Source organism: Escherichia sp. MOD1-EC6300 (genome assembly GCF_002965045.1).
Classification (GTDB): Bacteria; Pseudomonadota; Gammaproteobacteria; order Enterobacterales; family Enterobacteriaceae; genus Escherichia; species Escherichia coli_F.
Genome location: NZ_PTRH01000010.1, coordinates 208228 through 214987, shown reverse-complemented (window position 1 = coordinate 214987; position 6760 = coordinate 208228). Strand labels below are relative to the sequence as shown.

Below are 6760 nucleotides of genomic sequence, written 5' to 3'. Positions count from 1 at the left end.
TGGCTGGCATCGTGCGGCCTGACGGTGGCGCAGATGCAAAACCAGATGGACCCGGTGTACACGCCGGCGCGAAAAATTCACCTGTACCACTGCGACCATCGCGGCCTGCCGCTGGCGCTTGTCAGCGCGGAAGGGGCAACAGCGTGGTACGCAGAATATGATGAATGGGGCAACCTGCTGAATGAAGAGAATCCGCAACAGCTGCAGCAGCTCATTCGCCTGCCGGGTCAGCAGTATGATGAGGAGTCCGGCCTGTATTACAACCGCCATCGCTATTATGACCCGCTGCAGGGGCGGTATATCACTCAGGATCCGATTGGACTGAAGGGGGGATGGAATTTTTATCAGTATCCGTTGAATCCAGTTACGAATACAGATCCTCTGGGGTTAGAAGTTTTTCCTGGACCATTCCCCTTGCCAATTCCATGGCCAAAAAGCCCTGCACAGCAGCAAGCAGATGATAATGCTGCAAAAGCATTGACAAAATGGTGGAACGATACAGCATCACAAAGAATATTTGACTCTCTAATATTGAATAATCCGGGACTAGCATTAGATATAACAATGATAGCTTCTCGTGGAAATGTTGCAGACACAGGGATAACTGATCGTGTCAATGACATAATAAATGACAGATTCTGGAGTGATGGGAAAAAACCCGACAGATGTGACGTACTTCAGGAACTAATTGATTGTGGTGATATTAGTGCTAAAGATGCAAAAAGCACACAGAAAGCCTGGAATTGTCGTCACTCCAGACAGTCAAACGATAAAAAAAGATAGCCTTTATGGAGGTTCCTGCAATGTCAAATACATACCAGAAAAGAAAGGCAAGTAAAGAGTATGGTTTATATAATCAATGTAAGAAACTAAATGATGATGAATTATTTCGCTTACTTGATGATCACAATTCCTTGAAAAGGATTTCATCTGCCAGAGTATTACAGTTAAGAGGTGGGCAAGACGCTGTTAGATTGGCAATTGAGTTCTGCTCTGATAAAAATTATATCCGTAGAGATATCGGAGCATTTATACTCGGGCAAATAAAAATTTGCAAAAAATGCGAAGGTAATGTGTTTAATATTTTGAACAATATGGCATTGAATGATAAGAGCGCTTGCGTTCGAGCTACGGCAATCGAGTCAACGGCTCAGCGATGCAAGAAAAACCCAATTTATTCACCTAAAATAGTAGAACAATCTCAAATTACTGCTTTTGATAAATCGACTAATGTCAGACGTGCTACAGCATTTGCTATTTCTGTTATCAATGATAAAGCAACAATTCCACTATTGATTAATCTGTTAAAAGATCCAAATGGAGATGTCAGAAACTGGGCCGCATTTGCAATAAATATCAATAAATATGATAATAGTGATATTAGGGATTGTTTTGTGGAGATGCTTCAGGATAAAAATGAGGAAGTCCGTATTGAAGCAATAATCGGACTTTCCTACAGAAAAGATAAAAGGGTTTTATCTGTTTTATGCGATGAGTTAAAAAAAAATACTGTTTATGATGATATCATTGAAGCTGCGGGTGAATTAGGTGATAAAACGCTACTTCCTGTTTTAGATACTATGTTGTACAAGTTTGATGACAATGAAATTATAACTTCCGCTATTGATAAGCTGAAGCGTTCATAGCGTGAGTTGCCTATGCACAGTGGGGTATTCCCGCCGGCACGGTGCAGATGCTCGACCGGCTGGAAAGTGAAATCCTGGCTGACCGGGTGAGTGAGGAAAGCCGCCGCTGGCTGGCATCGTGCGGCCTGACGGTGACGCAGATGCAAAACCAGATGGACCCGGTGTACACGCCGGCGCGAAAAATTCACCTGTACCACTGCGACCATCGCGGTCTGCCCCTGGCGCTTGTCAGCACGGAAGGGGCAACAGCGTGGTACGCAGAATATGATGAATGGGGCAACCTGCTGAATGAAGAGAACCCGCATCAACTGCAGCAGCTCATCCGGCTGCCGGGGCAGCAGTATGATGAGGAGTCCGGCCTGTATTACAACCGCCACCGCTATTATGACCCGCTGCAGGGGCGGTATATCACTCAGGATCCAATTGGGCTGAAGGGGGGATGGAATTTTTATCAGTATCCGTTGGATCCGGTCATAAATGTAGATCCGCAAGGTTTGGTTGATATAAATTTATACCCCGAAAGTGATCTTATCCATTCTGTAGCTGATGAGATTAATATCCCAGGCGTTTTCACAATCGGGGGGCATGGTACCCCCACATCTATTGAATCCGCAACGCGCAGTATCATGACAGCTAAAGATCTAGCATATCTAATTAAATTTGATGGGAATTATAAAGATGGGATGACAGTTTGGTTATTTTCTTGTAATACAGGTAAAGGACAAAATTCATTTGCTAGCCAATTAGCTAAAGAGTTACATACAAATGTAATAGGACCTGACACGCTATGGACGTGGTGGGGCGAGGAACTAATGGTAAGTTAAAAATGGATACAGTGCTAACAGCACCAACGAACCTTAATTCAAATAAGGATCTTATGGCTATAACAACAAAAGACCTTGGTAATTGGATAACATATGGGCCATCTGGGCACCCCATTTCTAATATGCAAGGTACGCCAGAAAAACCCAGTGATATAAGATAGGTTGTAGATGTATGAAAGCATGCTTGTTACTATTTTTTTATTTCTCTTTTATTTTTCAATTGCATGGTGCTGATGTGAAAATAAAACAAAACGAAAGTATGATGGGGTCTACAGCAATGACCTATGATTTAAGTGAAGAAAAGTTGATGAAACTGAAGTATAAATCACAACATGGTGATTCAGAGGCATCATTTCGACTATATCAATATTACTGCTTTACTAAAAATAACATTTACAAACAATTGCGATACTTAGAAAGATCAGCATCTCAGGGGAATGTTACAGCGCAGTTTAATTATGGAGTTTTTTTATCGGATACAAATCCAATATTATCAGAATATTATAATTTGAATAAAGCTATTTATTGGATGGAATTCGCTGTAAATAACGGTAATATTGATGCAAAGAGCAAACTTCAAGAGCTCAAAAAGCTAAAGCTAAAGCTAAAGCGAATGGATAGAAGGAAGAATAAGGAGAATCCGTAAAAGCAATAATTCATCAGACTGCCGCAGCAGTAGTATGATGATGAATCAGGGCTGTACTATAACTATTATCGGTAACATTAACCGCAGCAGGGGCGGTATAACACTCAGGCTCCGATTGGGCTGGAAGGTAGGTGGAATTTTTATCAGTATCCTTTGAACCCGATTTCTGGAATCGATCCCCTTGGGATTAGCCACCTGTTTATACAGCATAACTTTAGGTATGCTTTCGTGTGTTTCAGATATACCAGGTGATGATAATTCTTATGGTGTGCTTACTATTTCAGTCGCCTCTGGTAATAATGGTAATAATATGCAATGTAAAAATAATCCTGGTTGTACACACTTACAAAATAGAGGCCCAATACCTCAAGGGGTATGGACCTGGAATGTTAATGGTCCTGGAGCAACTAATAGAAAACCTAATGGTATACGTTTAGTACCGTCAGCAAATACAGAAACGTATAATCGTGATGGATTTTTAATACATAGTTGTTTAAACGCTTTTGGTCCATCTTTAGGACCTCGATTCTGTTCCGAGGGTTGTATAACTGGTTCATCTAATGACATGCAAAAATTAAATGAGCTAATATTTTCAGAGCCAGATAACACATTAACAGTGACGGACTAGAAATATGGCAAGGTTATTAACAATTGTGCTTTTTTTCTCTATTTCTGCGAATGCAGTTACTGTAAACCAATTTCAGAGAGAGTTGGATTTGGCAGACAAGGCAATATTATGGGCACTAATATCAGCCAGTACCCAAGAGGGACGAAAAGCGTGTTCACTTAGCTATTTTTCATGTAAAGCCGCAGAGGCTGAACTCGGACTGGCATATATGGCTGCTAATGATAACAAGGCATTTCTCACATCCTTATCTAGAATAATGATGTACAAAATAGATGCTGGACTTTCCGAATCTTATACATGCTATTTATTAAGCAAGGGAAAGATCATAAGACCATATCTGAAGAATCTAAATCCACACCAACTTGTCGCTGATTGCATTGAAACTGTAAATAAAATAAAAGATAAAAATAAAAAAATCATTGATATAGATTCAGTTAATATTTGCAATGATAATAAAAATATAAATTGGAGAGTTAATAGTACTATTGTAGCCATTGATGATTCTATAAAATGCATCGATGAATAATAACTTAATTATATTTAAAAATATATTAATAACTCACTCTCCAGGAGTTTTTTTAACTTAGTGTTATAATGAATACGATAATTAAAAGTGAAGAGAAAAATAGTTGTATACATATATTCCATGAACCTACATTGTGATCTATAAATTATATATTTTTAAATGTGACAGCCATTCTTCAGATAATAAAACCATCATCGCAATAGATGGAAAAGCACTCCAGCACTTTTTTGATTAGCATCGTCGCAGAGGAACAATTCATAATCATTGCGATCTCGACGATGTATAGTCTGATCCTGCGGCAGATCAAGACGGATAAAAAATCCAATGAGTTCACACTCATCCCGAACTTATTAACATAATGAATATTAAAGAAAAATCATCACAGCCGATGAAATAATATGCAAAAATAATTAGTCCTTACAAGGAGCAAAGTTCCATAATATCCCCCGCCCCCCTCAATGATCCAAATAAAGATAATGCATCCAACTGGTCATTCTTAGCAGCACCTTCCGCATCACCGAAACATGGCTGAAATGGTCGGAGTAAACTGCCACCTGGGCGTAGATGCCGTCGGGTAAGGCATCGATATCATCGTTAGGGTCCAGTTCAATGGTTCCCAGCACACCGTCCGTGCCGGGCACGACCGTTAATGATTGCAATACCCCTTGCGCCTGATACGAACCGCCTGGCACGACAGGTAAAATACTAGTCAGTTTGCCGTGGAATACCTGCCCAGGTAGCGCATTAAACACTACTTCCGCATCATCACCTGGTTTCAGACGTAACAGCGAGTTTTGCCGAAATTGGGCGACAATTTGCCGTTTTTGCTCAGGGATGAAAACCATTACCGGACGCAACGGCAAGGCAGCTGCGTATGTACCTGGGCGGATCAGCACCTGAGTGACGTAGCCATTGCTCGGCGCGCGAATGACGGTCTGCTCAAGGTTATATTTCGCTTCGGTAAGCTGCGCCCTTAAGCTGACAATCTGCGACTGCTCACCGTTAACCATACTGTCGAGCTGGCTCTGGATCTGCGCCTGCTCCGCCACCGAGCCTTTCACCAGCGCGTCCTGCGCGAGGAAGTTTTGCCGCGCATCGTCGATGTCACGTTCCGAGAACGGATTTACCGCCGCCTGGCTGCCTTTCAGGTAACGTTGATAATTTTTAAACAAGCGGTCACGCTCCGCTGAAACCTGGGTGGTATTGGCTTGCGCTTCAGTGAGCTGCGCGCGCAGTGTCTTTATATTATGCGTCGCCGTCATCAGGTCAGCCTGAAGTCTGTCGACTCGCGCCTGATAACGTACCGGGGCGAGCTTAAAAAGCACCTCGCCCTTCTGAATAAGCTGATTATTCTTGTCAGTGACTTCAGTCACGATCCCCGTCACCTGTGGCGTGATGGGAATAGCAATCACCGCTTTCTGTGCGGTAAAAGTGTAAGGGTGGTTGTAGTTCATCAACAAAATCAAACCACTCACCAGAAACACGCCTCCCAGCGCCGCCGTCGCCAGCGTCCACTGATTTACCGGAATGCGGAAGATTTTAAAGACCGCCCACGCCAGCGCCACGTAAGTTAAAACAATCAACAGATCCATATTTAGATCTCCGGGAACGTGGAATAGTCAGTCTTTTTCTCGGCGGCGAGTTGATGCTCCAGCCGGGAAATTCGGTCAGAAAGTGCGGCGATTTCCGGGTCAGTCGCTTTCTCCTGCGACGCAACATGTGACTGCATACCCCAGCCACGCTCCGGTTGATAGAGCGTCGCCCAGATCCACAGGAACGGCCAGATAACATGCAGAGTAAACAGGCTCACCCAGCCCGCCGTATGAATAGCGTCGGCATGGGGGTGATTGCGCTTTTTGGCAATCAGATAAGGGATGTCATGTATCGCGATGATTCCATAAAAAATCACCAGAAAGACGAAGATCAGCACTCCCAACGCGAAATAGTTTAGAAACATATCTGCCTCGGATTCACGTTTATCGGTGTTGTTTTTTGGCTGGCAGCCAGAAGGGAGTCAGGCTGATATTTTGACAATAATTCGGGTTCGCGATTCTCGCCATAACACCAAAGAATAATTTTTAGAGGTGATGAGTTGCTTAGTTACATAACGATTTTATGACGAAGGCATAACATGCTGCAGATCACATCAGGTGAACGCCGTAAGAAAATATCTTGTGATTCAGATCACAAAGATTCAACAAACTAACAAAACAAAAATGTGACATTACTCACATTTAAATGCCATTTTTAGCGAAAATCGCCGTCTTGTTGCTTTTTTACACAAGTATTTTGTGATGCACATCACGTCAATTACCTCTCTACCCCCTATATTTATGTGATTCATATCACACAAAAAGCCGTCGACTGGACAGTTGATCGATTCAGTGCCAGATTTCGCACTATCAACAAGGTCCGGCTACCTCTGCCGCCACATTAACAAAAAACCTCGGGCTTCCAGCCTGCGCGACAGCAAACATAAGAAGGGGTGTT

Annotated in this window: 7 protein-coding genes and 2 pseudogenes; 7 read left to right on the top strand and 2 right to left on the bottom strand. The window is 42.6% G+C overall.

Annotation, left to right across the window (positions count from 1 at the left end):
- The 7 genes and pseudogenes from BGE37_RS16580 to BGE37_RS16555 all read left to right on the top strand — a co-directional run.
- Window positions 1–783 (top strand): polymorphic toxin type 34 domain-containing protein (locus tag BGE37_RS16580; protein ID WP_105288226.1); only part of this gene is annotated, 783 nt, incomplete at its 5' end.
- Window positions 784–803: 20 nt separating this feature from the next.
- Complete coding sequence (locus BGE37_RS16575; RefSeq protein ID WP_001544187.1) at window positions 804–1646, top strand: HEAT repeat domain-containing protein; 843 nt, start codon at window positions 804–806, stop codon at window positions 1644–1646.
- A 29-nt stretch (window positions 1647–1675) separates the two neighbouring features.
- Window positions 1676–2631: pseudogene (locus tag BGE37_RS16570) on the top strand (RHS repeat-associated core domain-containing protein); the annotation flags it as partial.
- 11 nt (window positions 2632–2642) lie between these two features.
- Complete coding sequence (locus tag BGE37_RS16565; RefSeq protein WP_032185457.1) at window positions 2643–3116, top strand: sel1 repeat family protein; 474 nt, start codon at window positions 2643–2645, stop codon at window positions 3114–3116.
- A 33-nt stretch (window positions 3117–3149) separates the two neighbouring features.
- Window positions 3150–3368: pseudogene (locus BGE37_RS26010) on the top strand (RHS repeat-associated core domain-containing protein); the annotation flags it as partial.
- Entirely contained in the window at window positions 3298–3744 is a 447-nt protein-coding gene (locus BGE37_RS16560) for a tlde1 domain-containing protein (RefSeq protein ID WP_231347612.1), read from the top strand. The pseudogene BGE37_RS26010 and the gene BGE37_RS16560, both read left to right, overlap by 71 nt.
- 4 nt (window positions 3745–3748) lie before the next feature.
- A complete protein-coding gene (locus BGE37_RS16555; RefSeq protein WP_022646265.1) occupies window positions 3749–4270 on the top strand; it encodes an Imm57 family immunity protein in 522 nt (173 codons plus the stop codon).
- Between the two features lie 455 nt (window positions 4271–4725).
- Here BGE37_RS16555 and BGE37_RS16550 read toward each other — a convergent pair whose 3' ends face one another.
- Together BGE37_RS16550 and BGE37_RS16545 are read right to left on the bottom strand one after the other, a co-directional pair.
- Complete coding sequence (locus BGE37_RS16550) at window positions 4726–5862, bottom strand: HlyD family secretion protein (RefSeq protein ID WP_105277684.1); 1137 nt, start codon at window positions 5860–5862, stop codon at window positions 4726–4728.
- 2 nt (window positions 5863–5864) lie between these two features.
- Window positions 5865–6227 carry a DUF3302 domain-containing protein gene (locus BGE37_RS16545; protein ID WP_000479624.1) on the bottom strand — a complete coding sequence of 121 codons (363 nt, stop codon included), beginning with the start codon at window positions 6225–6227 and terminating at the stop codon, window positions 5865–5867.
- Between the last annotated feature and the right edge of the window lie 533 nt (window positions 6228–6760).

Coding starts and splice junctions, on each gene's coding strand:
- BGE37_RS16575 (WP_001544187.1), top strand. CDS start 804: ATGTCAAATACATACCAGAAAAGAAAGGCAAGTAAAGAGTATGGTTTA.
- BGE37_RS16565 (WP_032185457.1), top strand. CDS start 2,643: ATGAAAGCATGCTTGTTACTATTTTTTTATTTCTCTTTTATTTTTCAA.
- BGE37_RS16555 (WP_022646265.1), top strand. CDS start 3,749: ATGGCAAGGTTATTAACAATTGTGCTTTTTTTCTCTATTTCTGCGAAT.
- BGE37_RS16550 (WP_105277684.1), bottom strand. CDS start 5,862: ATGGATCTGTTGATTGTTTTAACTTACGTGGCGCTGGCGTGGGCGGTC.
- BGE37_RS16545 (WP_000479624.1), bottom strand. CDS start 6,227: ATGTTTCTAAACTATTTCGCGTTGGGAGTGCTGATCTTCGTCTTTCTG.